Below are 26,714 nucleotides of genomic sequence, written 5' to 3'. Positions count from 1 at the left end.
CTTGCCGTGGTCCACGTGCCCAATCGTTCCGATGTTCACGTGGGGCAGGCTGCGATCGAACTTTTCCTTGGACATGAACCGCTCCTCACGACGTCGCCGGTGCAACTCCGGCGGTCTAGGACTTCGAGAGAACTTCCGAGGGGTGCTGCGTGTGCTTCAAAGCCGCTAGAAGGTCAACACAATTCGCCCGGCGGCCTCCCCACCTGGCGGGAAGTCAGTAGCTCGGGTTGAGCGCTGACTTGGGCGCCGGGGCGTAGTGCTTGAACTGCATGGTGTAGGTCGCCCTTCCCTGGCTCTTGCTCCGCAGGTCGGTCGAGTACCCGAACATGGCGGCCAGGGGCACCTCCGCCTGGATGGCCTGCACGCCGCCAGGCCGGGGGGTCATGCCCAGGATCTTCCCGCGCCGGCCGTTCAGGTCGCCAATGACGTCGCCCATGGCCATCTCCGGGGTGACGACCTCCGTGGCCATGATGGGCTCCAGGAGGACCGGGGTGGCCGCGCGGACCGCGTCCTTGAAGGCCATGGAGCCGGCGATCTTGAACGCCATCTCCGACGAGTCCACGTCGTGCATGGAGCCGTCGTAGGCCTCCACCTTCACGTCCACCATGGGGTAGCCCGCCACGGGGCCGTTCTGCATGGCCTCCTTCGCGCCGTCGCGCGCGGCGTCCACGAACTCCTTCGACACGGCACCGCCGGTGATGCTGTTGACGAACTCGAAGCCCTTGCCGGGCTCGTTGGGCGACACGCGCAGGTTGATGTGGCCGTACTGGCCCTTGCCCCCCGCCTGGCGGATGTACTTGCCCTCGGCCGTCTTCGTCGCCGTCACCGTCTCGCGGTAGGCCACCTGCGGCTTGCCTATGTTCGCGTCCACCTTGAACTCACGCAGGAGCCGGTCGACGATGATCTCCAGGTGCAGTTCGCCCATGCCGGCGATGAGCGTCTGGCCCGTCTCCTCGTTGGTGCGCACGCGGAAGGACGGGTCCTCCATGGCCAGCCGCTGCAGCGCCTGGATGATCTTGTCCTGGTCCGCGGTGGACTTCGGCTCGATGGCGATGTCGATGACCGGCTCGGGGAACTCCATCCGCTCCAGGATGATCTGCTGCTTGTCGTCGCAGAGCGTGTCGCCCGTGCTCGCGAGCTTCAGGCCCACCACCGCGCAGATGTCACCGGCGTAGCACTCGGTGAGCTCGTCCTTCTTGTCCGCGCGCATCTGCACGAGCCGGCTGACGCGCTCGCGCTTGCCCTTCACGGAGTTCCACACCGCCGTGCCCGCCTCCAGCTTCCCCGAGTAGACGCGCAGGAACGTCAGCGTCTGCGAGGAGAAGGACGGGTCGTTCATGATCTTGAACGCCAGCGCGCTGAAGGGCGCGTCGTCGCGCGTCTCGCGGATGGCGTCCTCGCCCTTTGGCGTCTTGCCGTGCACCGGCGGGATGTCCAGCGGGCTGGGCAGGTAGTCCACCACCGCGTCCAGCAGCGGCTGCACGCCCTTGTGCCGGAACGCCGAGCCGCAGAACACGGGGAACAGCTTCAGCCCCACGCAGCCCTTGCGGATGGCGCCGCGCACCTCGTCCTCGGTCAGCTCGTGGCCCTCGAGGAACTTCTCCGTCAGCGCGTCGTCCTGCTCCGCCGCGGCCTCCAGCAGCTCCCCGCGCGCGGTGTCCGCGGCCGCGCGGTAGTCCTCCGGGATGTCCACGACGTCGAAGCGGCTGCCCTGCTCCTGCTCCTGGAACACGAGCGCCTTCATCCGGACCAGGTCGATGACGCCCTTGAGCTTGTCCTCGCTGCCCAGCGGCAGCTGCATGCGCACGGGGCGCGCGCCCAGCTTCTCGCGGATGGTGCCGACGGACATCTCGAAGTCCGCACCCACCCGGTCCATCTTGTTGATGAAGCAGATGCGCGGGACCTTGTAGCGGTCCGCCTGGCGCCACACCGTCTCCGACTGCGGCTCCACGCCGTTCACCGCGTCGAACACGGCGATGGCGCCGTCGAGCACGCGCAGCGAGCGCTCCACCTCGATGGTGAAGTCCACGTGCCCCGGCGTGTCGATGATGTTCACGCGGTAGCGCTGACCCGACCGCTCCCAGAAGGCGCTGATGGCGGCGGACGTGATGGTGATGCCGCGCTCGCGCTCCTGCACCATCCAGTCCGTGGTGGTGGTGCCTTCGTGCACCTCGCCCATCTTGTGGATGGCGCCTGTGTAGAACAGGATCCGCTCGGTGGTGGTCGTCTTGCCGGCATCGATGTGCGCCATGATGCCGATGTTGCGATAGCGCTCGAGGGGGAACTCACGGGCCATGATTCAGTTCCTTCCTGGAAGGGCGGGATGGACCGAAGCGGCCCGCGTCACCCACCCACCGGACATCTCAAAGATCCTGCCAGCCTGACAAACAAAACCGCCCGGACGCCAAGCAGCGCATCCGGGCGGCGACCGCGAAGCCCCTGACGGGACCTACCAGCGGTAGTGCGCGAAGGCCTTGTTCGCCTCCGCCATCTTGTGCGTGTCTTCACGCTTCTTCACCGCGTTGCCGCGGTTGTTGGCGGCGTCCATGATCTCGCCGGCCAGCTTCTCCTGCATGGTCTTCTCACCGCGCGCCTTGGCGTAGGAGATGATCCAGCGCATGCCCAGCGCGACGCGGCGATCCTGACGGACCTCCACGGGCACCTGGTAGGTGGCGCCACCGACTCGGCGGCTCTTCACCTCGAGCACGGGCTTGACGTTGTCCAGGGCCTTCTTGAACGTCTTGAGGGGGTCTTCCTTCGCGCGCTCCTCCATGAGGGCGAAGGCGCCGTAGCAAACGCCCTCCGCGATGGACTTCTTCCCCTTGCGCATCAGGTCGTTGACGAACTTGGTGACGAGCCGGTCCTGGAACTTCGGGTCCGGGAGGATCTTCCGCTTGGCGACTACGCGACGACGAGGCATCTCTTCTCTTCCCTTACGCCCCACTCCCCTCACCCGAGGGAAGCCTTGTACGGGGCTTCAAGAATGGCTTGTGACTTCCAGGGACACTCCCCAGGGTGTGGGGCCAGCGTCCGACACTGCTTCAATGACAGCGAAGGTGTTCCGCGCCAACGACGCGCGGGGACCGACTAGCTGGGACGCTTCGCGCCGTACTTCGAACGGCTCTGCTTGCGACCGGCAACGCCCACGGAGTCCAGCGTGCCGCGGATGATGTGGTAGCGAACACCCGGGAGGTCCTTCACACGGCCACCGCGGATCATGACCACCGAGTGCTCCTGGAGGTTGTGACCCACGCCGGGGATGTAGGAGGTGACCTCGATGCCGTTGGTCAGACGCACGCGGGCCACCTTGCGGAGGGCCGAGTTCGGCTTCTTCGGGGTCGTGGTGTAGACGCGCGTGCACACACCGCGCTTCTGGGGGCACTCCTTCAGGGCAGGGCTCTTGCCCTTGATGTTGAGCTTCTCGCGGCCCTTGCGGACGAGCTGGCTGATGGTCGGCACTGAAACCTCTTCTTCGTGGGAACCCCGCGTCCGGCTACACGAATGCGGAGCATATCTACCTACAGGCTACACAAAAGGCCCGCGAGTATAGGGAGGGCCCCCCGGGTGTCAAGCATGGCCTGCCCCTGGGCCTGAACCGGCCAGAGGACCCGGGCGTATTTCCCCGACACCCGAAAAACCTGGGACTGCGACGACGGTCGGACGCTCTACTCCCTTACGCCCCTAGAAGTCGAGGACCATCACGATCGCGTCCTCGCCCTCGTCCGCGTAGTAGTTCGGGCGGACTCCGACAGGCCGGAAGCCCAGCGAGCGGTAGAGGTTGAGGGCGGACTCGTTGCCCCGGCGCACCTCCAGGGTGGCCAGGGAGCAGCGGCGCGCGACGCCCCGGCGCAGGACCTCCTCCATCACGGTGCGGGCGACGCCCCGCCGGCGATGGACCGGGGCGGTGGCGACGTTGAGGACATGGACCTCGTCGTGGACGATCCAGAAGATGGCGAGCCCCAGGAGGGCCACGCCGCCCTCGGGCAGCGGCTCCTCCACCAGGAGGATGGTGGACCAGTCGTGCTGGAGCTCGCGTCCGAGCAGCTCCGTGGACCAGGGGTTCTTGAAGGACGCCTTCTCCAGCGCCATCACCGCCGGCATGTCGTCCAGGGTCATCTGCCGGATGACGAAACCCTGCGCCTTTTCGGGAGTCCCGTCCTCCCGCAGCCGTCTCATCGCCGTGCCTCCCGCGCGAAGGGCGCCACCCGCCGCACCTGCGCCGACTTGCGTACTTCAGCCAGGGCCTGGGCCGCCAGCGTGCCATATCGCGCCCGGACCAGCTCCTCGCGGATCGCCGTGCGCGCCGCCTGGTCGAACTCACCGGGGTACAGGTCCCGGTGCGCGTCATAATGGTGGCGCACCTCCGCCTCGCTCACCTGTGCCTTCAACCGAACCCGGCTGTCCAGGATTCGCTCCGCCCGGAGTCCGCGTGCCAGCACGCCCAGGAGCGCGTCGCGCCTCACGTCATGCCGGGTCAGGAAACGCTGGAGCCCCGCCTCCCCTCCCAGCCGCGCCCGGAACGCGTCCAGGCGAGCCTCCACCTCCGCGGGTTCGGCCGGAAAGGCCTGGAGCCGGTCCGCGCTGAGGACCTGGAGGCGCTGGTTGATGGACAGCTCCAGGGCTCCCTGGAGCGTCTGCTCGTCCAGCGGCAGGGCGGCGGCCTGGACGGCGCCCCGCTGGATCAGCGCCACCCGCGCCTCCATCTCCAGTTCGCTCTGGGTGAGGACCTGGCCCTCGATGACCGCCACGACGCGGTCCATCATCCGGCCCTCTTCCACGGTGGAGGGGACCAGGGGCTGAGCGGCCCTGCCGGCCCCGAAGGAGGTGCCCAGCAGCCCGTACATCAGCCATAAGGGGGCCGCCCGGCGGGCGCGCGGTGCTGGCATGGCCTTCCTCATCTTCCGGCGACTGTAACCATCGCGGCCCTGTCCCGACATCCCATGCTGGCGCTCACCGCCCCGCTGGTTACGTTCTTCCTTGTCGGGTACTGCACGGCAAAAAACCTATGGCGGACGACTACTACCAGATTCTGGGCGTGCCACGGACAGCCTCCGCGGACGAGCTCAAGAAGGCCTTCCGGAAGCTGGCACGCCAGCACCACCCGGACGTCAACCCCGGAGACAAGGGAGCGGAGGAGAAGTTCAAGCGCGTCAACACCGCCTTCGAAGTGCTGGGCGACCCGAAGAAGCGCGCCCTCTACGACGAGTTCGGCGAGGACGCGGAGAAGATCGGCTTCGACGAGAAGAAGGCCGCGGCCTACCGCCAGTACCGCGCGGCCCAGGCAGCCGGCGGGAGTGGGGGCGGTGGCATCCCCTTCAGCACCGAGGGCGTGGACCTGGGGGACCTCTTCAACGACATCTTCGGGCGCTCGGGCGGGGGCGGCGGCGGTGGGGGCGCCGGCGGCTTCGACATCAACGACCTCTTCGGCCGGGGTCGGGGCGGCAGCCGGGCGACTGCGGCCGAGCGGGGCGACGACCTCACGACCCGCGTGCAGATCTCCCTGGCGGAGGCCGTCTCCGGCACCGAGCGCACCCTCTCCCTCCAGCGCCCGGGCCGCTGCTCGCGGTGCCATGGCGAGGGCAACACCGGGAAGCTGGTGACGTGCCCCACCTGCAACGGCACGGGCCGTTCGCGGCGAGGCGGGGCCGTGTTCGGTGGCTCGGGCGTGTGCCCCACCTGCCGGGGCAGTGGGAAGGCACCAGAGCCCTGCCCCCAGTGTGGCGGCAGCGGCATCAAGGAAGAGACGACCCGGCTGACGGTGAAGATCCCGGCGGGCGTGCTGACGGGCTCCAAGGTGCGGCTGGCCGGTCAGGGCGCGGCGGGCGTCCATGGCGGCCCTCCCGGGGACCTCTACATCGAGACGGAGGTGGCCGAGCACCCGCTGGTGCGCCGCGAAGGCGATGACCTCTACCTGGACCTGCCGGTGACGGTGGCGGAGGCGATGCTGGGCGGCGAGGTGCGCGTGCCCACGTTCCAGGGCGAGGTGACGCTGAAGGTGCCCCCGGGTTCGCAGTCCGGTCGGAAGATGCGGCTCAAGGGGCGCGGCGTGCCGTCGCTCCGGGGAGGAACACCGGGCGACATGTACCTGCTCCTCCAGGTCAAGGTCCCCGAGGAGGCCACCGACGAGGTCCGAGCCGCCGCGGAAACGTTGTCTCGTGGCTACCGGGGCGACGTGCGCCGGGAGCTGACGTTGTAGTTGTCGTTGCCACTTGTCCTCGAAGGCGCACCGTCCTACATGGCGCCTCCACCTTCCGAATCCGGAGCGGGTACGTACCTATGGGTCTCTTCGATTTCCTCACGGGCGGCTCGGGCCCCGAAAAAGCCCTCAAGCTCAAGTCCAAGGTGACCCAGAAGTACGGGGAGCCATCCACGCGGCAGAAGGCCCTTCAGCAGCTGGGGGAGATGAAGTACCCCGAGGCCGTCACGGTGCTGCTCAGCCGGTTCACCATCACCGTGGACCCGCTCACCACCGACGCGGATGAGAAGGAGCACACCTACGAGCTCATCAAGCACTTCGGCCAGGATGCCGTCGCGCCGGTGAGCGCCTTCCTCAAGCAGGGCGATCAGGCCACCTCCTGGGCGCTGCGCATCCTGCAGGAGCTGCTGCCCGAGGACGCGCTGATGGGCGTCATCGCCGACACGCTCCAACACCTGTCTTCCCGCTACACGCGCGACCCGGAGAAGAAGGTCGTCCTGCTCCACCACGTGCTGGGCAAGCAGGATCCGCGCGTGGCCCCGGCCGTCCTCCCCTTCCTGGAGGACATGTCCGACGACGTGAAGATCGCCGCCATCAACGTCCTGGGCCCCCTGAAGCACGAGCCGGCGCGCGAGCCCCTGCTCAAGCTGCTCACTTCCGAGGAGACCGCGCGCCGCGTGCAGACGGCGGCGCTGGGCGCCCTGGCGGAGAGCGGCTTCGTGGTGCAGGGCTTCCAGGAGAAGGTGCAGGCCGCCCTCGTGGATCCCTACAGCCTGGACAAGGACGGCCGAATCCAGCGCCGGCCCTGAAGCAAATCCAGAAGTCCTTGGATTCAAGCCCCGGCGGGAAGCAGGCCGCCGGGCATGGGGGGATGGAAGGCTGTCGGGCAGATGACACGGGCCCGGTCGGCGGAGGACGCCTGGCTTCGGTGCGGTTCCCTCCCACGTGAGACATGAAGCAGGATTCACGCGTGCCATCGAAGAAGAAGGGTCCGCAGCTCGCAGAGGTCGTCCCGCTGCGCCCCGCCACCACCGTGAAGAAGGCCCCGCCGAAACGAGCGGTGAAGCCCCCGCCTCCCGTGGACACGGACGCGGCCGCGCAGGCCCTGCTGGAGATGGGTCGCCAGCTCACCGACAACGCGGGCCCCACGGAGGCCCTGCGCGCCCAGCTCCAGACGCTCCACGCGCTGCTCAAGCCGAAGGTCTGCTACGTCGCGCGCCACTTCCCGTCGCGCAACCAGCTGCATGTGGAGCACGTGCGGGGCCGCTACGACGAGCGCGTCACCGCCGCCGTCCCCGGTGAGGGCGTGGTGGGCCGGTGTTTCACCGACAAGGTGCTCCTGCGCGAGGACGACACTGTCGCCGTGCCCCTGGAGGGGCCGCAGGGCGTGACGGGCGTGCTCGTGGTGCTGGGGGCCCGGAGGAAGGCGTCCGACGTCCTGATGCAGTCGCTGGCGTCGCAGCTCACCGCCGCCTACGAGGTGGCCCGGCTGCGCGACGACAGCGCCCGGCGCAACAAGGACCTGCAGACGGCCATCGCGGGGCTCAAGAGCCTGGAGCAGAACCGCGAGGAGCTGCTCGGCAATGTGTCCCATGACCTGAAGAACCCGCTCACCACCATCAAGGCCTACCTGGCCATGCTGGGCCGGGAGAAGCTGGGCACGCTGACGGACGGACAGCGCCGCGCGGTGCAGATCTGCGATCGCAACGCGGACCGGCTCCTCCAGCAGGTGAACGACCTGGTGCTGATGTCCCGGCTCTCATCCGGGAAGATGCAGCTCAACCAGCGCCCCTTCGGCCTCAAGGCCGTGGCGGAAGAGGTGGTGCGGGGGCTGGGCGCGGTCGCCGAGCACAGCCGCGTGCGCGTGGTGATCCCGCCCTGTCCGGAGGTGTTCGTCCGGGGCGACCGCGAGCGCATCTCCGAGGCCATCCACAACCTCGTCGAGAACGGCATCCACCACAGCGAGACGGACGACGTCGTCGAGGTGAGTGTCGCCTCCAGCGAGGGCCTGGGCACCCTGACCGTGAAGGACTCCGGCCAGGGCATGACGGCCGAGGCGCTGGAGCACGTCTTCGACTCGTTCTACCGCGCGCAGCCGGGCATGCCGCGCCCCCCCGGCGCGGGCCTGGGCCTGCCCCTGGTCGCGAAGATCGTCGCCCTGCACGGCGGCCGCGTGGACGCCTCCAGCATCCTGGGCGAGGGCAGCACCTTCCAGATCGTCCTGCCCCTGTTCGCGAGCGCGGTGAGCGCCCCGGACATCAACCAGGCCGCGCCCAAGGCGGGCGGCATCCTCCTGGTGGAGGACGACGTGGACTGCCGCGAGGTGCTGGAGCAGGTGCTGGAACAGGAGGGCTACCGGGTGATGGCCACGTCCGGCGCCGCCGAGGCACGCTCCATCCTGTCCCACATCCGGCCGGCCATGGTGCTGCTGGACCTGCGGCTTTCCGGCGAGGACGGCCGGTCCGTGCTCCACTACATCCGCACCACGGAGTCCCTGGCGGACGTGGTCGTCTACATCATCTCCGGGGCCAGCGATGTCGCGTCCCTCACCTCGGGTGAAGGGCCGGACCGCATCGACGGCTACTTCGAAAAGCCGCTGAAGCTGCCCAAGCTGCTGGACACCGTGGCCTCGGTGGTGCGCCCCAAGAGCCGCGGCCCCGCGGTGCCCTGAACGGCGCCCCGAGCACCTTCCGCGCAGAAGAGGTGGCCGGAAGATGCCCCGCCTTGGCTAGTATCCGCGCGGTCCATGAGCACATCCGTCTATTCCCGCTACCGCGCAGCGTTCGCCCAGGCCCTGGCCGGGGCCCTGGGTGTCCCCGCCGCTGACATCGAGCCCCAGGTCAAGCCCGCGGACCCCGCGCACGGCGACCTGAGCTTCGCCACCTTCCCCCTCGCCAAGGCGCAGAAGAAGGCGCCGCCCGCCATCGCCGCGTCGCTCGCGCAGACGATCCAGGTGCCCGGCCTGGAGGTGAAGGCCGTCGGCCCGTACGTCAACGCGCGCTTCCTTCCCCTCCCCTTCACCCAGGAGGTCATCGACAGCGTGCGCCTCGCGGGCGTCGCGTATGGCAGCGACGCGGAGGACGGCAAGGGCAAGACGGTGGTCATCGACTACTCGTCGCCCAACATCGCCAAGCCCATTGGCTTCCACCACATCCGCACCACGTTCCTGGGCCACTGCATCGCGAACCTCTACCGCGCGCTGGGCTGGCGCGTGGAGGGCATCAACTACCTGGGTGACTGGGGCAAGCAGTTCGGCCTCGTGGCCGTGGGCTTCCAGGAGTACGGCGATCCGGCGCGCATCGACGACATGGCGCACCTGGTCCAGGTCTACGTCCAGGCCAACAAGCGCGCCGGGGAAGACCCCGCCTTCGACGAGAAGGCCCGCGAGTTCTTCCGCCGCATGGAGGCAGGCGAGCCGGAGGCGATGAAGCTCTGGAACCAGTTCCGCGAGACGAGCCTCAAGGGCTTCAAGCACGTGTACGCGCGCATGGGCATCGACTTCGAGCACATCGAAGGCGAGAGCCGCTACCAGGGGCGGATGGACGCGGTCATCGAGCAGATCGCCCAGAAGCCCGGCGTGAAGGAGTCCCAGGGCGCGCTCATCGTGGACATGCCCTACGCGGACGGGGAGCCGCCCGTGCTCCTCAAGAAGAACGATGGCAGCACGCTCTACGCCACGCGCGACCTGGCCGCCGCCGAGGACCGCCACGCGCGCTTCAACTTCGACAAGTCGCTCTACGTCGTCGCGCAGGACCAGGCGCTGCACTTCCGGCAGGTGTTCCGCACCCTGAAGGAGATGGGGCAGCCGTGGGCGGACCGGTGCATCCACGTGCCGTTCGGCCGCATCCACGGCATGAGCACGCGCAAGGGCCAAGTGGTGGAGCTGTCGCAGGTCCTGGACGAGGCGAAGGAGCGCGTGCTCGAGCGCGTGAAGGAGAACATCGCCCAGGGCAACCTGGAGACGGCTGACGCCGACGCGCTGTCGGAGCAGATCGGCCTGGGCGCCATCGTCTTCGGCGACCTGAAGCACAACCGCGCCAGCGACTACACCTTCGACTGGGACGAGGTGACGAGCCTGGAGGGGCACACCGGCCCGTACCTCCAGTACGCGCACGCCCGGAGCGCCAACGTGCTGCGCAAGGGCGGCGGCGTGCCGGCGAGCTATGATCCCGCGCTGCTGACCCTTCCGGAGGAGCAGGCCCTGGTGCGTGAGCTGACGCGGCTGCCAGACGTGGTGAAGGCGGCGGCGGAGCAGTACGAGCCCAGCCTGGTCGCGCGCCTGCTGCTGGACGTGGCGTCGGCGTACAGCCGCTACTACACGGCCGGAAACAAGGAGAAGGAGAAGCGCATCCTCGTGGAGGGGAATGACGCAGTGCGCGCGGCCCGCCTGGCCCTCACGGACGCGACGCGCATCACCCTGGCCGCGGGCCTGACACTGCTCGGGATCCCGACGCCGGAAAACATGTAGCCTGGGGGGCTGCCGTGGACACCGCGCTGGCGCAGACCGTGACGCAAGGAGAGGCCTTGAAGGAGGAATTCGGTCCCATGTCCCGGGTGCTCGGGGCACGGTACTTCGACGGGGTGCATTTCCCCCCCGAGGCCGAGAACGAGCTGCGTGCGCTCAGCGCCCGGGGTTTCGTGGTGCACGTCATGCGCACCACCGCCTGGATCAACTTCCTCTACATCGCGTGGGCGATGGTCCGCCGGGCCATGCCGCCCATCCGCGCGGTGGTGAACCTGCGGCCGTGGTTCACCCGGCCCTGGCGCCAGACGGCCCAGGGCGGCGCGGTGGAGGAGCGCTTCCGCTACGCCGGCGAGCAGGGCGGCAGCGGGCTGGTGTTCCTGCGCCGCACGGCGCTCCTGCACGCCTCCGGCAAGGAGACGCGCGAGGACCCCTTCCCCGCCCTGGTGCGGCTGGCGCGCAGCTCCGAGCGGCCGGTGTTCCTGGTGCCGGAGCTGTTCGTCTGGGAGAAGCGCGCCGCGAAGCTCAAGCCGGGCTGGCGGGACGTGGTGTTCGGCAGCCCCGAGGCGCCGGGCTTCGTGCACTCCATGGTGGCGTTCTTCCGCAACTACAAGCGCGCGCAGTTCCGCGTGGGAGAGCCCATCGATCTGCGCCGCTTCATCGAGGAGAACCCGCAGGCCACCGACGAGGTGCTGGCGCGCAAGGTGCGAAGCGCGCTGCACGTGTACCTGGCCCGGGAGACGCGCGCGGTGTTCGGCCCGCCGCAGAAGCCCACGGACCGGCTCATCGAGGAGACGCTGCGCGACCGCCAGCTGCGCAAGGTGCTGGACGAGCACGCCGCCGCCACCGGCCGCAAGCCCGCGAGCGTGCAGCGCGAGGCGAAGCGCAACCTGGAGGCCATCGCGGCCAAGCCCAACCCCTCCGTGCTGGCCCTCATCGCGCCGGTGCTGGAGTGGGTGTTCAACCGCATCTACGACGGCATCGGCGTGGACGAGGCGGGCCTGCACCGCGCGCTCAAGGCGGCGGGCAAGGCCCCGGTGGTGCTCTGCCCCAGCCACAAGAGTCACGTGGACTACCTGGTGATGAGCTGGGTGCTCTGGAACCGGGGCTACACGGCGCCGCTGGTGGCTGCGGGCGCGAACCTGTCCTTCTGGCCCCTGGGCCCGATGTTCCGCCGCTGCGGCGCGTTCTTCCTGCGCCGCTCGTTCAAGGGCGACAAGGTCTACGCCGCGTCCTTCAAGGCGTACATCAAGAAGCTGGTGCACGACGGCATCCACCAGGAGTTCTTCCCCGAGGGGGGACGCTCGCGCACGGGCAAGCTGCTCACGCCCAAGCTGGGCATGCTCACGTGGCAGGTGGAGGCGGTGCTGGACGGCGCGCGCAACGACCTCTACTTCGTGCCCGTCTCCATCGACTACGAGAAGGTGGTGGAGTCCGGCAGCTATTCGAAGGAGCTGGCCGGTGGCGAGAAGAAGCCGGAGGACCTGAAGGCCCTGCTGAGCACGCCCAAGGTGCTGGCGGCGCGCTACGGCCGCATCCACCTCACCTTCGACGAGCCCCTGTCGCTGGTGGAGTTCATGAAGGCGCGTGGCCTGTCGCCCCAGGAGGGGGTGACGGACGAGCAGAAGAAGGGCCTGGTCCGCGCGCTGGGCAACCGCGTGATGTACGGCATCAGCAAGGTATCCACCGTCACGCCGCATGCGCTGGTGAGCGCGTCGCTGCTGGCCCACCGCCGGCGCGGCCTCACCCAGCGCGAGCTCACCGACCGGATCAGCCTCTTGCGCCGCATCGCCTCCGAGGACGGCGCGCGGCTGTCCAAGGAGCTGGCCAACGCGCCGAGCAACCCGGAGACGCTGGGCCCCATCCAGGACGCGATGCGTGAGTTCATCTCCGACGAGATGGTGCGCACGCAGGAGGCGCGAGGCGAGGTCAGCTATCAGGTGGAGGACTCGCGCCGTCCGGAGATGTCCTTCTACAAGAACACGCTGATGAACCTGGTGGCCGCGCGCAGCCTGGTGGCCAACGCGCTGCTCGCGGGCACGCCCGCGCCCTACGACACCGTGAAGGCCCGCGCGCTGTTCCTGTCGCGCCTCTTCAAGGTGGAGTTCATCTACCGGGTGGGCGCGTCCTTCGACACCATCTTCGGCGAGTGCGTGGAGCGGCTCGTGCGCATGGGCCTGGTCATCCAGGAGGGCGACACGCTCACGCGCGCACCGGAGGCCCACGCCCAGCCGGACCTGGAGTTCCTCGCGGACCTCTTGCGCGACTTCCTGGAGGCCTACCTGCTGGCGGCCATGACGCTGCCCGACGTGGCCGCGGGCGTGGCCACCGACCGCAAGTCCTTCGTCAAGCTGGCGCTGGAGACGGGGCGCGGCGAGTACAACGCCGGCCGCATCACCGCCGCCGAGTCGCTGGCGAAGACGACGCTCGAGAACGCGGTGGAGTACCTGCTGGATCAGCGAATCCTCGTGGAAGAGGACAAGAAGCTGCGCATGGGCGACCCTGCCACGGCGGCGGAGCTGCCCCGGAAGAACCCGCTCGCGGACGAGATCCGCGGCTACCTCCACCGGGGCTGAAGTCCCCCGACAACCCGAAGCGAACGCGGCACCCGAGCCTCCGCCCTGGCGGAAGGGGCAGGAGACGACACGGTGGACGAAGCCTCTCCTCCCAGCGAACCTCGGTCGCCGGAGCCTCCCGCGGTGGCCCCCCTGGACGCGCCCCACCCCGTGCTCGCCGCGGCGGTGGCCTTCGGCATGTTCATCACGCTGGGGGCGGTCACCCAGTTGCTCAACCCCGCCTTCGGCGTGTGGTTCACGGAGGTGTTCATCTTCCTGGGACTCGCGTGGGTGGTCCTGCGCCAGGCGGGGTTCCGGCCAACCGTGTACACCGGCCTCACGCCGTTCCTGGGGCCTCCGGCGCTGTTCGGCTTCCTGCTGGGCGTGGCGAACTTCTTCGCCGTGGTGGTGCCCATCCAGTTCCTGGCCCAGTGGGTGGCCCCCGCATGGGTGCGGGAGATGTTCGACGCCTCGCGCCTCTTCGAGGGGCAGACGCCCGTGGAGCTGGCCCTGCTCCTGGGCGGCGTCTCCGTGGCCGCGCCGCTGTGCGAGGAGTTCTTCTTCCGCGGCCTCTTCCAGCGCGCACTGACTCCGCCGGCCCCCGCGTCGCCCTGGCGTGCGTTGATCATCACCTCCGTGGTGTTCAGCGCGTTCCACCTGGATCCCGTGGGCTTCCTCGCGCGGGTGGAGCTGGGACTGCTGTTCGGCTGGCTCTTCCTGCGCACCGGTTCGCTGTGGCCCGGCATCGCCGCGCACGCGGCCAACAACATCGTCTCATCGGCGCTGTTCCTCGCCGCGACGCACTCGGGGCTGGCGAAGGACGCGGGGACGGATGACGTGACGGACTGGCGGGCCGTGCTGGGGCTGGCGCTCGTGGGGTGGTCCGCGCTGCTGGGCCTGCGCGCCGCGTCCCAACACTTCCCCTCCATCTGGGGACGCGGAGCCCCAGCGGGGGACGAGGAGGTGCGCGCGACGAAGTCCGTGCCCCTCTTCGCCGTGCAGATCCTGCCGTGGGTGCTGCTGGCCACGCTGTCCCTGGTGGGACTGGCCGTGGTGGATGGTCGTGGCGTATCGCTGAGCGTCTACGACGTCCAACACCCGGTGACGCCGCTGAAGAAGGACGCCGATCCGGCCCTCCAGGCCGAGCGCAAGGCCCTGCAGCAGCTGCGAGTGGCCGTGCGCAAGGGCCAGGCCCCCATGGAACGCTACGAAGAGGAGCGGCTTCGGCAGTCGGAGGCGTATGGGCCTCCCGACAAGAAGAAGCCCTCGCGCTGAGGCCCGGGAGGAGTCCCCCCGGGCGTCGCGTCAGTCCGCCTTGTACGTGGTGACGTGGAACACCGGCCCCACCATGGCGGCGGTGACGGTGTCCCGTTGGATGCTGCCCTCGGCGGAGATGCGCTGACCGTCCTTCTTGATCTTCCGGTCGCCGCCGGCCAGCTGGTACGTCTTGCCGTCATCGGCCTTGAGGACCCACACACCGCCCTCGAGGTCCTGGTACTGCACCGTGCCGGAGAGCTTCACGCGTCCTCCCGCTTGAGCATCGCGCGAGCGATGACGAGGCACACCACCGTGTTGAAGCCCAGCCACGGCTTCGCCAGGAAGGTGAAGGGCATCCACGCCAGCGCCGGAGCGCCCACCCACGCCGCGTAGGCCAGGAAGCCCGCGAACCCGAGCGCCAGTCCGCCCACCGCCGGACGGAAGCCCCGCCACGCGATGGCCGGCAGCGACAGCACCAGGGGAATGAGCGCGCTGTAGAACAGAGGGCTCACCGTGTTCCGGCCGAAGATGATGCGCTGCCAGTCCGGGATGGGCAGCGACGCCACGCTCACCACCTCACCAGCCGCCCCCGAAGCGCCCGTGAACCAGGTGCGCAGGAAGAAGAAGCCCACCGTGGAGAGGACCAGCGGCACGAGGAACGCCGGGCGGAAGAGCACGTTGAGGTAGCCCGGACGCTCGCGGCCGCGCAGCGTGAGCAGCACCAGCGCGAGCAGCGCCGCGGCCCACCCCAGCGAGGGCCAGCGGGGCGAGCCGCCCGTGAACACCTGCATCGACGCGCTGGCGTTGAGCACACCGTGGCCATACTGCTCCGACCAGGCCCGGTCCCCCGACCCCTTCGCGCCGGCGTAGAGCGCCTGCTCCACCTCGTCCGGAGTGGTGGCGCCCGCGCCGTAGAGCATCGCCGCGACGGCGGCCACGTGCGGGGCGGCCATGCTGGTGCCCTGGTACCAGGCGTAGACGGAGCGCGACGGGTCGCGCGGGTCGATGGTGTTCTGCAGGATGCCGCCCGAGTCCCCCTGGCGCTTGTCACCACCGGGCGCCGCGATGTCCAACTCCTTGCCGTAGGACGAATAGGGGGCGCGCGTGCCGTCCGGCCCCACCGCGCCCACCGCCACCACGCCCGGGTATGCCGCGGGGAACTCCACCCGGCCGCGCCCGGTGTTGCCCGCCGCGGCCACCACGGTGACGCCCTTCTTGCGCGCGTACTCCACCGCGTTCGCCATGACCTGGGAGTAGAGGCCACCGCCCAGCGACATGTTGATGACCTTCGCGTCGTGGTCCGCCGCGAAGCGGATGGCGTCCGCGATGTCCGCCGTCGTGCCACTGCCGAAGTGGTTCAGCACCTTCAGGGGCATCAACGTCGCGTCGAACGCCACGCCCGCCACGCCCTCGCCGTTGTTGGTCGCCTGCGCGATGGTGCCCGCCACGTGCGTGCCGTGGCCGTGGTCGTCGTTGGCGTGCTCGTCGTCGTTGACGAAGTCATAGCCCTTCACGAACGACACGCCCTTCAGGTCCGGCACCTGCTTGAAGTCGCCGTAGTCCTCGTAGGCGATGCCCGTGTCGATGACCGCCACCACCACGCCCTTGCCTCGGTTGCCGTCCCAGGCCTTCGGCATGTCGATCATCCGGAGGTTCCACTGGGACTCATACTGGGGGTCGTTCGGCGTGTAGCTCGTGCGCACCTGCATGAGCGGCTCGGCGGACTCCACCGCGGGGTTCTGGCGGATGCGCTGGAGCACGTCCTCCACGTTGCCCACGCCCACCGCCAGCGTGATGCCATTGCTGGGGCCCTCCAGGGAGTTGAACTCCAGGTCCACCCCCCACTCCTGCTCCCAGGCGTCGAACTGGGCCTTGGTGGTGCCGTCCTTGAAGTCCACCACGATGGCGTTCGACACGACGTCGACGGAGCCCTCCGCCACGGCCCGGGCCACCTCCGCCTCGGCGGCGGCCACGTCCTGCCCGGCCGGGACCTCCGGCTCCCGCGACGCAGAAGCACACGCCGAGGCCGACAGGGCCAGCGCCGCGAGAACCACGTTCCATCGCTTCATCCGCATCGGGATACTCCTTGAACGATGACGCCTCGAAGACCCACTACGAACGAATGGCGGGACGATTGGGTCTGCCCCACCAGTCTGTCCGTCCCCCGGCCGGCCATGCAAGGCGGCCGGGGTGAAGAAACGTGAAGAAGTCCGGAGGTTTGCACCCCCGCCCTACCCCCCCGCCAGCCGCTGGAGCCACGCCGCCGCCGCCCGGCCCACCTGCGGAAGGTTGCGGTGGAACGTGGCCCCCGCATCGTCGATGACCTCTAAATCCCCGCCGGCCTCGGCGACAGCGGCGGCCAGCGCCGCACGGGGCAGCCGGGTGTCCTGCGCCCCGACAATCACCAGCAGCGGACACGACAGTCGCACGAGCGACAACGGGTCCACATCCGGCGCCACCAGACACAGTCCGCCCACCGCCGGGTGCCGCTCCTGGAGCGCCAGCGCCACCCGCGCCCCGCCATGCAGCGACGCCACCGCGAGCGCGGCCGTCCCCGCGTTCTCCAGCGCCACCCGCATCGCGGCTTCCGCGTCCTCCACCAGCGCCCCGCCGGAGCCCCGGACGCCCTGGCTGGCCCCCACCCCCCGGTGGTTGAAGCGCAGCGTGGGAAAACCCGCCCGCGCCACCGCGAAGGCCACCTCCGCCGCCACGACGTGATCCATCCCGCCCCCCTCCTCCGGCCGAGGCGGGAGGATGAGCAGCGGCGGCGCGCGCTGGCCCCGGTGCACCGTGCCCTCCATCACCGAGCCCTCGGTGCCTACCGGGATGAGCGTGGACCGCTCCAGGAACTGACCTTTCTGGACCATGCCCCCACCATAATCCGCCCTCCCGGAACACCAGGGCCGCTTCACTCGGGCCGTCCCCTCTCGGACGCCCGGCTACGCGGCGCGTTACGCACATTCCGTGACCTGCTCGCAACTTTTCAACGGTTCGGCTGAGAATGGATCAACGCAACATACTGTCCTTCCCCCCCTTCAAAAATCCGCAGGAGCCTCAAGCCATGGGAACCATCGGGAGCGGTCGCAACTCCATCAACACGGCCACGCGCACCACGACGACGACGCCGACCACCACCGCGACCCCCGCGGCGAAGCCGGCCGCCGCCGTGACGGCCAAGCCGGCCAACCAGGTGAAGGACGGCTTCGACGCGCGCGCGACGAACAGCGCGGTCCGCACCGCCGCCCCCACGGGCGTGTTCACCGCGCCGGCGGGCTCCAAGGACAAGGTGTTCGACGGCAAGCTGGTGGGCAAGGGCGGCCAGGCGTTCGACGCCAGCACCCCGCTGAGCCAGGTCCCGGCCTATGAGCCGAAGGGCGGCGTGAAGACGCCCGGGACCATCATCTACGTGAACGGGATGATGACGGACAAGGCGGGCCAGGAGACCACGCTGCAGGCCATCGCGGACAAGACGGGCCAGAAGACCATCGGCATCCACAACTCCACCGAGGGCTTCTTCAAGGACCTGGGCCAGTGCATCACGGACAAGATGGACAAGGGCAAGAACCCGGCCGTGGATACGCTGGCGGACTCCCTCTACAACGAGCTGAAGGCGGGCCGTGACGTGAGCCTGATGGCCCACAGCCAGGGCGGCCTCATCACCTCGCGCGCGCTGAACGACGTGGCCAAGCGGCTGCGCATCGAAGACGGGTTGTCCCCCGCGCAGGTGCAGGAGAAGCTGGGCAAGGTCTCCGTGGAGACCTTCGGCGCCGCGGCGGCGACCTACCCGGACGGCCCCAAGTACGTCCACTACGTCAACGACAAGGACCCCGTGCCGGGCATCTTTGGCCTGGGCACCAGCGGCAAGGGCCCCCTGGACCTCATCCGCCACGCCGGCAAGGACGCGAAGATCCACTACTTCTCCGAGAAGAGCATCTTCTCCGGCGCGCACAACATCAACGACACCTACCTGAACAAGCGCGTCCCGTTCGACCAGGCCCGCGCCGGCAATTTCTAAGTAGGCAGGCTGTGCTATGACTGCACGTATGACGCTCGAAGATGCCCAGCGACTGGTGCAGTCATTCATCCGGGCCCACGGAGGCGATGAGAAGGCCTCCGGGCTCAACGCGAAGGGATTTGGCGGCGCCGCGCTCGGCGAAGCGCAGGTCTACTTCGAACACGTGAAGGACTCGGGGGCGCTGAAGGTCAGCGCCCTCATCTACCGCTTCCGCGACGCGCCCCGCCCGGGCGTCATCGACGGCTTCCGTGACGAGGAGAAGCGCGGCACGGACGCCGGCGGCGGCAAGGTGGACTACGAGACTGAGAACAAGAGCCTCTTCCTGAGCCGCACGTACGGTGTGTTGCCGGCGGAGCAGCAGTTCAAGGAAGACGTCGACCGGCTCGTGGAGGCCAGCCTCGTGTGGGGCGATGAGGTCTTCAACCGCGTCGCGGATCGCGTCGCCCCCGCGAAGTGATCAGCTCCTTCTCCAACAAGCTGCAGTGGCTCCTGTCCTCCATGGGCCTGGCGCGTCCAGCGCCGCCCGCGGGAGGACCGATGACCCGCGAGGCAGCCCGGCAGCTGGTGAAGTGGTACCTCCAGTCGCAGGGCGCCGGCGTCACCGAGGGGCTCAACGCGGAAGGCCTGGGCGGCATGATGGCCGGCGAGGGTCAGTACGCCTTCGAGCACATCGAGTCCCCGCCTTCGCTCAAGTGCAGCGCCCTCATCTACCGGTTCCGAGAGCCGCCCAAGCCCGGCATCATCGAGGGCTTCCGGCAGCAGCAGGAAGAGGGCACGGACACCGGCGGTGGCAGCGTCGACTTCGAGCCGGGCAGTGGCTGCCTCTTCCTCAGCCGCACCTATGAAGTGATGCCGGATGGCCGCGAGTTCACGCGCGACCTGGACCGGCTGGGCAAGGCCAGCGTCGTCTGGGGCAAGGACGTGCTGGACCGCGTGGCCCACCAGGTCTTCGGGACCTGAGCCCCGCGCGGCTTCCGAGGGCGCGCCGCGCATCCGGCGCGCCCCGAAGCCGGGCCTTCCTCTACACCGACTGCATCACGTAGAACTTGAGGTACTTCCCTTCCGGGAACTGCAGGCGCACGGGGTGGTCCGGCGGCTGGTAGCGCTCCTCCACCAGCGCCAGGTCCACGCCGGCCTTGAAGCCCGCCTCCCGCACGGCGCCCATGAACATGTCCCCCGTCACGCGCGCGGAGCACGACGCCGTGGCCAGCAGCCCTCCGGGGCGCAGCAGCGCCAGGGCCTGCCGGTTGAGGGACGCGTAGCCGTCCACCGCCGCCTCCACCGCGCGCTGGCTCTTCGCGAAGGCGGGGGGGTCCAGGATGATGAGGTCGAAGGTGCGGCCCTCCTCCTTGAACGACTGGATGAGGGCGAACACGTCCGCCGCCAGGAAGTCGTGCTTCGCCGCCGGCAGCCCGTTGCGCGTGAAGTTCTCACGGGCCAGGGCGATGGCCTCCGGGTCCTGATCCACGGAGAAGACGCTGTTCGCCCCGCCCAGCGCGGCGTTCACGGAGAAGCCGCCGCTGAAGCTGAAGCAGTTGAGCACGTCCCTGCCCTGCCCCAGCCGCCGGATGAGGTGGCGATTCTCACGCTGGTCCAGGAAGAAGCCCGTCTTCTGCCCCTTCCACGCGTCCACCAGGAAGATGGCGCCGCGCTCACGGATGGGGATGAGCTCCGGAGCCTCCTCGCCCCAGAGCATCTTCCCGCTCCCGCGCCCGTCGTCCTCCTCCACGTCGTCGCGTCCCACCTCGTCGCGGCCGAGGATGCCCTTCAGGCCCGGCACCCCCGCCTTCAGCGCCTCCACGATGAGGGGGCGGTACGGGGTGAGCCCCGCCGAGTACAGCTTCATCACCGCCCAGCCCGCGTACAGGTCCACCACCACGCCGGGGAGCCCGTCGCCCTCGCCATGGATGAGGCGGTAGCTGTCCGTGTCCTTCAGGTCGATGAGCGCCGTGCGCGCGGCCAGCGAGCGCTGCACCCGCTGCGTGATGAAGCGCGCGTCCACCGTCTCGCGCGAGTCCCGCGTGAGGACCCGGACCGCGATGGCCGAGTGTGGGTCGTAGTATCCGCGCGCGACGAACTTCCCGTTCTCCGTCAGGTCCACCACGCTGCCGGGCGGGATCCGCGGCAGGTGCTCCAGCGCCTTGCGGAACACCCACGGGTGGCCCGCGCGCAGGTGACGCCCCAGGCCCCGGGCCAGCTCCAGCTTCACGACATTCACGTTGAGACTCCTCGACTGCGGACCGCCCGGCGGCGGGCGAGGAGGGCTCGCGCCAGCTCCTCGAAGCCCCGCCCCTCGGGCGCCCGGGTGATGAAGGCCGGCGGCGCGTCGATGCGGTCCAGCACCGCGCGCACGTTGGCCACGCCCACGCCCAGCTTGAACGCCTGGAACATCGGAGCGTCGTTGAAAGAATCCCCCGCGTAGACGTACCGGCCGTCCGCGGGCTGCAGTTTTTCACCCCACGCCACCCGCGCGAAGCGGCGCGAAGCGGAGAGCTTGTCGAAGCGGCCCAGCCAGCAGTTGACGTGCACCGACGAGCGCACCGCCGTCACGCCCCGGGCCCGGAGCAGCGCTTCGATGCGGCCCGCGCCCGCGTCTCCCAGCCGGGCCTCCTCGTTGTAATCCACCGCCAGGTCCACTTCCGTGTAGCGGCTGTCCACGGAAAGCCGCGCCCCCGGCACCTGGGCGAGCACGCGCCGCACCTCTTCCTCCAGGCGCTTGCGGTTCGCCACGCGCTGGGCGGGCGGCTCCAGGTACACCTTGCACAGCTGTCCCCGCGAGCCCTTGAGGAAGAACAGCCCGCCGTTCTCCACGATGACGCCCTCCACCGGGAGCTGACGGGCCCACGCCTCGCCCCACCCCGCTGGCCTGCCGCTCACCAGCACGACGCGCAGCCCGGCGGCGGTCAGCTGCTCGAGCGCCCGCATCGTCTGGCTGCGCAGCTTGTGGCCGGTCGTCAGCGTGCCATCCACGTCGGTGAAGACGCCGTGCACCCCCGACAGGTCCGCCTTCCGCAGGGGGCGCGGCTCCACGTCCTTCTTCGCGGAGTCCTTCACATCACGTCCAGTTGCGCGAGCTGGGACTGGAAGGACTCGATGGTGGCGAGCAGTTCGGGACCCGTGAGCGTCGCGAGCTTCAGCTTGCGCGCCTTGCGCAGGAACGCGTCCATGGTCGCGTCCCGGCCGTAGAGCGATTGGGCGCTGGCCGCGGCCTCCGCCAGGGCCTTGGCGGACGCGACCGGATCCTTGTTCGACTGGCTCAGGGCGCGCTCCAACCGCACGCCACACGCGGCCCACACCTCGCGGTCGTGGAGGATGAGCAGCTGGCGCTGGTTCATCGCGGACAGCCCGCGCACCAGCGCGTCCAGCCCCTCCGTCACCGTCACCAGCGCCTGCCGCTCCGGGGCCGTCTGGAGCGCGAGCGCCCCTATCTCCGCGCGGGCCTCGACGATGTGGCGCTTGTCCTGCGCGCGCAGGTTCCGGTACGCGGCGGTGCGGCCGAAGGCATCCAGCTCCGTCTGGAGCTGCTGCGCGTTCCAGAGCACCTCTTCCGGCTTCGCGTCACGCACCTTGCCGAGCCGCGCCGCGACGATGCGCGACAGGTCGGAGGTGATGGCCCGCACGGTGACGGCCGCCTTCACCTCCGCCTCGTAGCCGGGGACCACCTGGGCGCGTGACACCTCGCCGAAGCTGCTCGCGGACTCGAAGACGAGCTGGCTCATCTGTTCGCGGTAGTCCGAGCGGAAGCGCTGGATCTCCGCCAGCAGCTGCCAGCGGTCGCTCACCACGGACGGGTTGCGCATGGCCTCGCCCAGCTGGGTGATGCTCTGGGCCAGCCGCGTCATCCCCTCCTGGAGCAGGCCCGGCACGTCCGCGGCGCCCTTGCGCGACGCGGAGGGCTCCGCCGGGGGCGCGCCGGGGAACTGCTCCCGGATGACGTTGAGCAGCCCGTTGACGTCCATCACCGTGTCGCGGATGACGGGCGCCATCTCCTCCCACAGTGACAGGTCTGGGCTGGCGTCGACGACGGGCGTCTCGTACTTCACCAGGTCCAGGTCGCTCAGCCGGGAGATGGCCTGGGCCGCGGCGAGATACACCGCGCGCAGCCGCGCGGCGAAGGCGCGGTCGGGCAGCGACTGGAGGATTTGTTCGAGCCTCGGGGTGAGGGAGGCCGGCGGGGGATTCTCGGCGGCAGCGGACACGTTGCCCCCACTCTACCGCTCGACATCGCGTCCGGGGAGTTCTAGCAATCGTTCCGGGCCGGAAGCTTGGCCGGGGAGTCCACGGAAATGATCCAGGTCTGTCTGTGGGAGGACGGCAAGGCGGTTTCAGGCGGCGAGGAGCTGCTCGACCGGCCGGGGCCCAAGTGGATCGACGTCCTGGAGCCGACCGCGGAGCTGATGGGCCGCCTGGCTGAACGCTTCCAGCTCCACCGGCTCGCCGTGGAGGACTGCCTCCACCTGGACCAGCGGCCCAAGCTGGAGGAGTACCCGCACCACCAGTTCATCGTGCTGCAGGGCTTCAGCTGCGGGACGGAGGTCACCGAGCTCACGCTGCATGAACAGCACTTCTTCCTGGCGCAGGACTGGCTCATCAGCGTGCACGCGCTCAAGCTGCCCAGCCACGATGCCGTCGTGCGGCGCGTGAAGGAAGACCCCGCCGGCACGCTGGGCCGGGGCGTGGACGTCGTCCTCTACCTGCTCACGGATGCGCTCGTGGACGCGCAGTTCCCCATCCTGGATGACTTCAGCGACGAGCTGGACGACCTGGAGGACGCCATCTTCGCGGAGCCCTCCCCGGAGCAGCTCCAGCGCATCTTCCAGCTCAAGCGCGCGCTGGTGACGCTGCGCCGGGTGCTCTCCCCCCAGCGCGACGTGGTGGGCATGCTGTCGCGCCGGGGCATCCCGCAGATTCAAGAGAAGACCACGCTGTACTTCCGCGACGTCTATGACCACCTGGTGCGGCTGTACGAGCAGATCGACTCCAGCCGCGACGTGGTGGGCAACGTGATGGACGGCTACCTGTCCATGGTGGCCAACCGCACCAACGACATCAGCAAGCAGCTGACCATCTTCGCGACCCTCTTCCTGCCCCTGTCCTTCATCGTGGGGTTCTTCGGGCAGAACTTCGACCAGTTGACGGGCCGGGGCTGGTACGCCGCCATGTGGGCGACAATGGTGGGCTTCCCCGTGGGGCTCGTCGCCTGGTTCAAGTACAAGAAGTGGATCTGACCCCGCACCCGAACGGGTCACGCCGGGAGGACGCATGCTGACGGTCGCCGTGGATGGAATCCCGCTGCACTACCGGGACGTGGGCCGGGGCTTGCCGGTGCTGCTCCTGCATGCCTTCTCGCTGGATGGCTCCTCGTTCGACCCCCAGGTGGCGGCGCTGTCCGGGCGCTACCGCTTCATCGTGCCGGACCTGCGCGGCTTCGGACAAAGCCCGCTGGGCGAGGGCCCCCTGGAGATGCGCAGGCTGGCGCTGGACGCGCTGGCGCTGCTGGACGCGCTGAGCATCGACTCGGCGGTGGTGGGCGGCGTGTCCATGGGGGGCTACGCGTCGCTGGCCCTGCTGCGCGAGGACCCGGGCCGGGTGCGCGGACTGGTGCTCGCGGACACGCAGTGCAACGCGGACGACGCCGCGGGACGCGACAAGCGCGAGGCCACCGCACAGCAGGCCCTGAAGGAAGGCTCTGCGTCCGTCATCCACGGGCTCGTCCCGCTGCTGCTGCACGCGGGGCCGGAGTCACCGGTGGGGCGCGAGGCCACAAGGCTGGGACTCTCCACCACGCCGCAAGCCATCGCCGCCGCGCAGCGGGGCATGGCGTCGCGGCTGGACAGCAAGGATCTGCTGGCGCGCTTCGCGGGGCCCACGCTGGTCGTGGTGGGCGAGCACGACGTCCTCACCCCCGTGGCGAAGGCGAAGCAGATGGCGGACCTGGTACGGGGAGCGAGGCTGGAGATCATCCCTGGCGCCGGACACCTGGCCAACCAGGAACGCCCCGAGGCCTTCAATACGGTGCTGGACACGTTCCTCGCGTCGCTGGCCTGATGGGCGTCCCCGTCTTTCGCCAGGGAAGTGCGCGATGAAGAAGTCCTCCCCTCCGGACCCCATGTACCTGCCCGACGTCGAGTCGCACGAATCCGACGGGCACTACGGGAGGATGATCGCCATGGCGCGCGGCGCGGGCTTCGCGCCGCCGGGAATCTGGCACCTGTTCGCCTTCAAGCCGCGCATGACGGACGCGCTGTCCGCCTTCACCCACGAGGTGATGCGCGGCCCCTCGCCGCTGTCCGCCGGGCTGAGGGAGCTCATCGCCGCGTATACGTCGCGGCGCAACGCCTGCGTGTTTTGAACGGGCTCTCACGCCGCGGTCGCGGCGGAATTGCTGGGCGGCCCCGAGCGCGTCCAGGCGGTGTTGGATGATGTGACGACGGCCCCCATTCCGGAGGCCGAGAAGGCGTTGTTCGCCTTCGTGGACAAGCTCAACGACGCGCCAGGAGACGTGCGCCGCGAGGACGTGGAGCGCTTGAAGGCGGCCGGCTGGTCGGACGAGGCCATCTACGACGCGGTGTCCGTCTGCGCCCTCTTCAACTTCTACAACCGGTGGATTGACGGCACCGGTGTCCAGGGCCTGTCACCGGACCTGTACGCGAAGTCCGCGAAGCGGATGGCGGCGGGGGGCTACCTGCCCGCGCCGCCGCCCGCGGACGCACCGAAGCCGCCCTCCGATGGGGAGCCGGAGCGCTGACGCTCCGGGCCGGAGCGCTCACGGCTGGCAGATGACCTGACCCTCCTGCACCGAGCAGGACGAGCAGTCCGCCGTCTTCACCAGCACCCCCTGCTGGCAGGTGAGCAGCGCCGTGCCGCCGTTCGGGCTGCACACGCCCTTGCCCTCCGCGTCCTGGGCGCACGCGTCGTTCTCCTGGTTGAGGGACGTGTCACACCGCACACTGTCCGCCAGTTCACGGCAGCCCAGCGGCCCGCGGCAGGCCAGCGCGCGCCACTTCCCGCCGCGGCACTCCAGCGCCTGAGCGTCGTCCTGACACACGAAGTCCCTGCCGCCACACGAGTCCCCGGCGCCAGGCCCGCCACAGCCGGAAAGAAGGGAGAAGCCGACGAGGGACAGGAGCACGAAGAGCAAACGGTTCATGAGTGCCAGCGACTCTTCGCGACCGTTTTTTCGCTGTCAACCGCCGCTAAGCGTCTCGCGGAAGTAACGCCGGAAGTTGCCACCCAGCACACGTTCCACCCACGCCTCCGGGTGCCGCTTGAGCAGGGCTTCGGTGAGCAGGGGAAGGTCCGTCACGTCCCGCATCCCCCGGGGCAACGCCACCATGCCGTCGTAGTCCGAGCCAACGCCCACCCCCTCTTCGCCCATGACGTTGACCGCGTGCTCCACGTGTCGGACCACGTCGTCCATCGTGTCGCCGCCCAGGTACACCGGCGCCAGGATGATGCCCACCACGCCGCCGCGCTGGGCGATGGTGCGCAACGCCGCGTCGGACAGGTTGCGCCAGCCGCCGCCCGCCGCGCGCACGCCCGTGTGCGAACAGAAGTAGCGCACGGTGGGGTGCGCGAAGAGGTCCGTCAGCGTCTGCTCGGAGGCGTGCGCCACGTCCACGCTCATCCCCAGGCGGGCCATCTCTTCCATCACCTGGTGCCCCAGCGGCGTCAGCCCCCGGTTGCCCATCATCGGGAACGAGGAACCGCCCAGGTCGTTGTTGGACAGGTGCGTGAGCCCCATGAAGCGCACCCCGCGCCGATACAGCTCCTCGAGCCGCGACACCTGTCCTTCGATGGCGTGGCCCCCCTCCACGCCCAGCACCGCCGACAGCCGCCCGTGGGCGAGGTTGTCCTCCAGCCCCGCCCCGGTGGTGGCGACGCGCACGGTGTCCCCGGAGCGGGCGCAGAAGGCGTCCAGCCGCTCGATCTGCCAGAGCGCGCGGGTCCACTCGGAGCCGCGCGCCTCGCGGGGCCACTTGCGCCATGCGGCGAACAGCGGGAAGCCGCCAATGAAGGGGAAGCCCCGGGTCACCAACGTGAAGCACTGCAGCTTCACCCCCGCCTCGCGCAGGCGGGGGAAGTCCACGTGCCCCTCCGAGGACCGCTCGCACAGGTCGCGGTTCCACATCAGCGAATCCGCATGCCCGTCCGCGATGCACCACCGACGGTGCAGCTCCGTCACGTCACCCATGCCAGCAGTCTTCGCCACCGCCTCCCGCGATGACA

The 26,714-nt window shown here is 69.6% G+C and carries 26 protein-coding genes; 13 read left to right on the top strand and 13 right to left on the bottom strand.

All coding sequences use genetic code 11. The features are described from left to right. Positions 1-214 precede the first annotated feature (214 nt). The 5 genes from fusA to GTY96_RS32005 form a co-directional block, all read right to left on the bottom strand. Positions 215-2,296 carry an elongation factor G gene (gene fusA / locus GTY96_RS32025; protein ID WP_161666694.1) on the bottom strand — a complete coding sequence of 694 codons (2,082 nt, stop codon included), beginning with the start codon at positions 2,294-2,296 and terminating at the stop codon, positions 215-217. A 153-nt stretch (positions 2,297-2,449) separates the two neighbouring features. Further along, positions 2,450-2,920 carry a 30S ribosomal protein S7 gene (gene rpsG / locus GTY96_RS32020; protein ID WP_014395858.1) on the bottom strand — a complete coding sequence of 157 codons (471 nt, stop codon included), beginning with the start codon at positions 2,918-2,920 and terminating at the stop codon, positions 2,450-2,452. Between the two features lie 167 nt (positions 2,921-3,087). Then, a complete protein-coding gene (gene rpsL / locus GTY96_RS32015) occupies positions 3,088-3,459 on the bottom strand; it encodes a 30S ribosomal protein S12 (protein ID WP_014395857.1) in 372 nt (123 codons plus the stop codon). A gap of 222 nt (positions 3,460-3,681) precedes the next feature. After that, positions 3,682-4,176, bottom strand: a complete 495-nt coding sequence (rimI, locus tag GTY96_RS32010) for a ribosomal protein S18-alanine N-acetyltransferase (RefSeq protein ID WP_143905903.1) — start codon at positions 4,174-4,176, stop codon at positions 3,682-3,684. Further along, positions 4,173-4,886 (bottom strand): hypothetical protein, encoded by a 714-nt coding sequence (locus GTY96_RS32005; protein WP_407926992.1) that lies wholly within the window; start codon positions 4,884-4,886, stop codon positions 4,173-4,175. The genes rimI and GTY96_RS32005 overlap by 4 nt, the downstream gene beginning before the upstream one ends. Positions 4,887-5,005: 119 nt before the next feature. Between GTY96_RS32005 and GTY96_RS32000 the strand changes: the two genes are divergently transcribed. The 6 genes from GTY96_RS32000 to GTY96_RS31975 all read left to right on the top strand — a co-directional run bounded on the left by GTY96_RS32000 (position 5,006) and on the right by GTY96_RS31975 (position 14,488). Then, on the top strand, positions 5,006-6,196 hold the full coding sequence (locus GTY96_RS32000; RefSeq protein ID WP_143905899.1) for a DnaJ C-terminal domain-containing protein: 1,191 nt from the start codon (positions 5,006-5,008) through the stop codon (positions 6,194-6,196). 80 nt (positions 6,197-6,276) lie between these two features. Beyond that, positions 6,277-7,005, top strand: a complete 729-nt coding sequence (locus GTY96_RS31995; protein WP_143905898.1) for a HEAT repeat domain-containing protein — start codon at positions 6,277-6,279, stop codon at positions 7,003-7,005. A 161-nt stretch (positions 7,006-7,166) separates the two neighbouring features. Continuing rightward, on the top strand, positions 7,167-8,867 hold the full coding sequence (locus GTY96_RS31990; protein ID WP_143905896.1) for a hybrid sensor histidine kinase/response regulator: 1,701 nt from the start codon (positions 7,167-7,169) through the stop codon (positions 8,865-8,867). Between the two features lie 75 nt (positions 8,868-8,942). Beyond that, positions 8,943-10,664, top strand: coding sequence for an arginine--tRNA ligase (argS, locus tag GTY96_RS31985; protein WP_143905894.1), 1,722 nt, complete (start codon positions 8,943-8,945; stop codon positions 10,662-10,664). Between the two features lie 14 nt (positions 10,665-10,678). Further along, positions 10,679-13,234: a 1-acyl-sn-glycerol-3-phosphate acyltransferase gene (locus GTY96_RS31980; protein WP_161666692.1), complete on the top strand. Its 2,556-nt coding sequence runs from the start codon at positions 10,679-10,681 to the stop codon at positions 13,232-13,234. Positions 13,235-13,306: 72 nt separating this feature from the next. Next, a complete protein-coding gene (locus GTY96_RS31975; RefSeq protein WP_328701076.1) occupies positions 13,307-14,488 on the top strand; it encodes a type II CAAX endopeptidase family protein in 1,182 nt (393 codons plus the stop codon). A gap of 30 nt (positions 14,489-14,518) precedes the next feature. Here GTY96_RS31975 and GTY96_RS38040 read toward each other — a convergent pair whose 3' ends face one another. The 3 genes from GTY96_RS38040 to GTY96_RS31960 all read right to left on the bottom strand — a co-directional run bounded on the left by GTY96_RS38040 (position 14,519) and on the right by GTY96_RS31960 (position 17,337). Further along, positions 14,519-14,734, bottom strand: coding sequence for a DUF5818 domain-containing protein (locus tag GTY96_RS38040; protein ID WP_143905891.1), 216 nt, complete (start codon positions 14,732-14,734; stop codon positions 14,519-14,521). Next, positions 14,731-16,545, bottom strand: coding sequence for a S8 family serine peptidase (locus tag GTY96_RS31965; RefSeq protein WP_161666691.1), 1,815 nt, complete (start codon positions 16,543-16,545; stop codon positions 14,731-14,733). Before GTY96_RS31965 ends, GTY96_RS38040 begins: the two co-directional genes overlap by 4 nt. Positions 16,546-16,701: 156 nt before the next feature. Next, positions 16,702-17,337, bottom strand: a complete 636-nt coding sequence (locus GTY96_RS31960) for a serine aminopeptidase domain-containing protein (protein WP_143905886.1) — start codon at positions 17,335-17,337, stop codon at positions 16,702-16,704. A gap of 194 nt (positions 17,338-17,531) precedes the next feature. Here GTY96_RS31960 and GTY96_RS31955 point away from each other — a divergent pair, with 194 nt between their 5' ends. From GTY96_RS31955 to GTY96_RS31945, 3 genes are all read left to right on the top strand, one after another. Beyond that, on the top strand, positions 17,532-18,485 hold the full coding sequence (locus tag GTY96_RS31955; protein WP_161666690.1) for an alpha/beta fold hydrolase: 954 nt from the start codon (positions 17,532-17,534) through the stop codon (positions 18,483-18,485). Positions 18,486-18,513: 28 nt separating this feature from the next. After that, positions 18,514-18,942, top strand: coding sequence for a hypothetical protein (locus tag GTY96_RS31950; protein ID WP_161666689.1), 429 nt, complete (start codon positions 18,514-18,516; stop codon positions 18,940-18,942). 80 nt (positions 18,943-19,022) lie between these two features. Beyond that, positions 19,023-19,445, top strand: a complete 423-nt coding sequence (locus tag GTY96_RS31945; protein ID WP_235686013.1) for a hypothetical protein — start codon at positions 19,023-19,025, stop codon at positions 19,443-19,445. Between the two features lie 61 nt (positions 19,446-19,506). On the opposite strand, the gene GTY96_RS31940 is transcribed toward GTY96_RS31945, so the two are convergent. The 3 genes from GTY96_RS31940 to GTY96_RS31930 are packed head-to-tail and all read right to left on the bottom strand — an operon-like array spanning position 19,507 to position 22,684. Further along, a complete protein-coding gene (locus tag GTY96_RS31940) occupies positions 19,507-20,703 on the bottom strand; it encodes a class I SAM-dependent rRNA methyltransferase (RefSeq protein ID WP_143905871.1) in 1,197 nt (398 codons plus the stop codon). Beyond that, positions 20,700-21,539, bottom strand: a complete 840-nt coding sequence (locus GTY96_RS31935; protein WP_161666688.1) for an HAD-IIB family hydrolase — start codon at positions 21,537-21,539, stop codon at positions 20,700-20,702. The genes GTY96_RS31940 and GTY96_RS31935 overlap by 4 nt, the downstream gene beginning before the upstream one ends. After that, the gene (locus GTY96_RS31930) at positions 21,536-22,684 is read right to left on the bottom strand and encodes a hypothetical protein (RefSeq protein WP_161666687.1); all 1,149 of its coding nucleotides are present in this window, start codon (positions 22,682-22,684) and stop codon (positions 21,536-21,538) included. Before GTY96_RS31930 ends, GTY96_RS31935 begins: the two co-directional genes overlap by 4 nt. Before the next feature lie 87 nt (positions 22,685-22,771). On the opposite strand from GTY96_RS31930, the gene GTY96_RS31925 reads away from it, so the two are divergent. From GTY96_RS31925 to GTY96_RS31910, 4 genes are read left to right on the top strand one after another with little or no spacing between them, the layout of a single operon-like run. Continuing rightward, on the top strand, positions 22,772-23,713 hold the full coding sequence (locus tag GTY96_RS31925; RefSeq protein WP_143905866.1) for a magnesium transporter CorA family protein: 942 nt from the start codon (positions 22,772-22,774) through the stop codon (positions 23,711-23,713). A 34-nt stretch (positions 23,714-23,747) separates the two neighbouring features. Further along, entirely contained in the window at positions 23,748-24,533 is a 786-nt protein-coding gene (locus GTY96_RS31920; protein ID WP_161666686.1) for an alpha/beta fold hydrolase, read from the top strand. Positions 24,534-24,567: 34 nt separating this feature from the next. Beyond that, positions 24,568-24,837 carry a carboxymuconolactone decarboxylase family protein gene (locus GTY96_RS31915; RefSeq protein WP_143905862.1) on the top strand — a complete coding sequence of 90 codons (270 nt, stop codon included), beginning with the start codon at positions 24,568-24,570 and terminating at the stop codon, positions 24,835-24,837. 30 nt (positions 24,838-24,867) lie between these two features. After that, complete coding sequence (locus GTY96_RS31910; protein WP_143905860.1) at positions 24,868-25,233, top strand: carboxymuconolactone decarboxylase family protein; 366 nt, start codon at positions 24,868-24,870, stop codon at positions 25,231-25,233. Between the two features lie 18 nt (positions 25,234-25,251). Here the strand turns inward: GTY96_RS31910 and GTY96_RS31905 are convergent, their stop codons facing one another. Together GTY96_RS31905 and GTY96_RS31900 are read right to left on the bottom strand one after the other, a co-directional pair. Further along, positions 25,252-25,635, bottom strand: a complete 384-nt coding sequence (locus GTY96_RS31905) for a hypothetical protein (RefSeq protein WP_143905858.1) — start codon at positions 25,633-25,635, stop codon at positions 25,252-25,254. Between the two features lie 36 nt (positions 25,636-25,671). Next, positions 25,672-26,679, bottom strand: coding sequence for a dipeptidase (locus GTY96_RS31900; protein ID WP_161666697.1), 1,008 nt, complete (start codon positions 26,677-26,679; stop codon positions 25,672-25,674). Between the last annotated feature and the right edge of the window lie 35 nt (positions 26,680-26,714).

It is taken from the genome of Corallococcus silvisoli, assembly GCF_009909145.1.
Lineage (GTDB): Bacteria > Myxococcota > Myxococcia > Myxococcales > Myxococcaceae > Corallococcus > Corallococcus silvisoli.
The sequence above is the reverse complement of the archived record's forward strand: the minus strand, read 5'-3'. Positions and strand labels throughout refer to the sequence as shown.